At 78.7% G+C, this 2,163-nt stretch carries 2 protein-coding genes; both read right to left on the reverse strand.

Features of this window, described 5'->3' with window-relative positions:
- Positions 1 to 140 precede the first annotated feature (140 nt).
- A complete protein-coding gene (locus C6N75_RS26855) occupies positions 141 to 1,280 on the reverse strand; it encodes a hypothetical protein (RefSeq protein ID WP_105871465.1) in 1,140 nt (379 codons plus the stop codon).
- On the reverse strand, positions 1,280 to 1,966 hold the full coding sequence (locus tag C6N75_RS26860) for an RNA polymerase sigma factor (protein WP_105871466.1): 687 nt from the start codon (positions 1,964 to 1,966) through the stop codon (positions 1,280 to 1,282). The genes C6N75_RS26855 and C6N75_RS26860 overlap by 1 nt, the downstream gene beginning before the upstream one ends.
- Positions 1,967 to 2,163 lie beyond the last annotated feature (197 nt).

Below are 2,163 nucleotides of genomic sequence, written 5' to 3' on the forward strand. Positions count from 1 at the left end.
CGGCAGGCCCGCACCGTCCGCTCCAGCCAGGTCCCGCCCGCGCCTGTGCGCCAAGCCGAAGGTACGGGGGGAACCCCGGCTCTGTGCGCTGCCGATGACCAGTCGGCTCACCTACTACTGCGCCGACGGGCCGGAAAACGTCACACCCCGGCGGTGAGCCTGGTGACACCGCTGGTCAGAGCGGGGTCGAGGGGACGCAGGGTGACCGAGGGCCGGGCGCCGGAGCCGCCGTGGCCGCGGCCCGGGGCGCCGTCCCGGCCGCCGCCGTCGTGCCAGGTGCCGCCGCCGGGGCCGGCGTCCTCGCCGTCGCCGTCGTCCTCGCCGCCCGCCGGGCTGTCCAGCAGCCGGTCGCAGAACCGCTCGATGTTGGCGCGGCCGCGGGCGTCGGACTCCAGCAGGGCGGTGCGGTCCGGGTCCAGCTTGCCGGAGCGGTAGTCGCGGCAGGCCCGCACCGTCCGCTCCAGCCAGGTCGCGCCCGCGCCGGCGTCCGGCTGCCCCCGGTCGCGCTCGCCGGGGCCGGCGGTGTCCTCGCCGGGGCCCTCGGACCGCTCGGGGGCCGTACCGTCCTCCGGTCCGCCGGGGGTGGCGGCGGAGGCGCCGGGGCGGCGCGGGTCGGCCTCCGGGTCGCCGGCGCGGGGGCCGGGCGCGGAGTCCTCCGGGGAGGGCGACCCCGGGCCGGGTGCGCCGCCGTCCGAGGGGCGCGGGGAGGGGTCCGTACCGCCGGAGCCGGTGGGCGCGACCGGCGTGGGCGGCTCGGAGGAGGGCGGCGCGGCGGACACCGAGGCCGAGGGCAGCGGTTCGTGCGCCTTGCCCAGGACGGGCAGCACCCCGGTGCCGGCGGCGACGGCGACCCCGCCGACGGCGAGCCCGGCGACGGAGGCGGCCAGTCCCCAGCGCAGCCCGCGCGCCCAGTTCCCGGCCCGCCGGGAGGGAGCGGGCCGGGCGGGGCGCGGCCCCAGTCGTACCGGCCCCAGCTCGTCGCGGGCCTCCTCGCGGGCTTTCCCGGCGGCGGCCGTCGCGTCGCCCGTTGCCGCGGCGCCCTGGGCTTCCCTCTCCCCGGCCGCGGCGCGGAAGGCGGCGAGCGCGGCGGCCTCGCCGGGCAGTTCCCGGCCCGGCGGGGGCTGCGGGGCGTGCGCGGCGCGGACGGCGGCCAGCGCCTGGGACAGCCTGCGGGCCGGGTCGGCGTCGGCGGCGCGGGGGCCGGCGGGGTGGACGGGCTCGCCGCGCAGCAGCTTCTCCGCCGCGTCATGGTCGAGCCATGCGTTCCGCTCGTCGGCCATCACATGTCCTTCTGCGTCCGCGAGCGCCAATGCGTCACACCGGGCCGGGCCATCGACCCCACCCGGTGGCGGCGCTGCGGCGGTACGCCGTCCAGCGGGCCGTCGGGATCGGCTGCGCCGCCGGAGGAGGGCCGTCCGCCCGGGTCCATCAGTTCGGCGAGCCGCTTGAGGCCCCGGTGCGCGGCGGTGCGCACCGCGCCGGGCCGCTTGCCCAGGGTCTCGGCGGCGCTCTTGGCGTCCAGCCCGACGACGACGCGCAGGATGACGGCCTCCGCCTGGTCCTGCGGGAGTTGCGCTATCAGGTCCATGGTGCGGCCGGTGGCCAGCGCCTCCATGGCCTCGTCCGCGGTGTCGGACTCGGCCGGCTTGTCGGTGAGTTCGGTCTCGTCGCCGCCGATGGCCGGCCGCCGGCCCCGCATCCGCAGGTGGTCCAGGGCGCGGTTGCGCGCGATGCGGGCGGCCCAGCCGCGGAAGCGGTCGGCGTCCCCGCTGAAGCCGGCCAGGTCGCGGGCGATCTGAAGCCAGGACTCGGAGGCGACGTCCTCCGCGTCGGCGTCGCCGACCAGCGTGCGTACGTAACCGAGCAGCCGCGGGTGTACGGCGCGGTACACAGCACGGAACGCGTCCTCGTCACCGTCCTGCGCCGCGAGCACCGCGGCGGTCAGCTCCGCGTCGTCCCCCAGCACTTCCCACTACCTGTCCGTACCTGGCGGCGGTCGCCCCGCCGCCGCCTCGCGCGGCGCGCAGCAGCACGCTACGTGGTCACCCGGCATCACGTCCATGTCCGGTAGAACGTGCAACATTCTCCCCCGGGACCCCGCCGCCAGGTACGGACAGGTAGTGGGAAGTGCTGGGGGACGACGCGGAGCTGACCGCCGCGGTG

The organism is Streptomyces solincola, from assembly GCF_002982015.1.
Classification (GTDB): Bacteria; Actinomycetota; Actinomycetes; order Streptomycetales; family Streptomycetaceae; genus Streptomyces; species Streptomyces solincola.

Excerpts from the sequence above, each read along its gene's own strand:
- C6N75_RS26855 (WP_105871465.1), bottom strand. The coding sequence starts at position 1,280 with ATGGCCGACGAGCGGAACGCATGGCTCGACCATGACGCGGCGGAGAAG.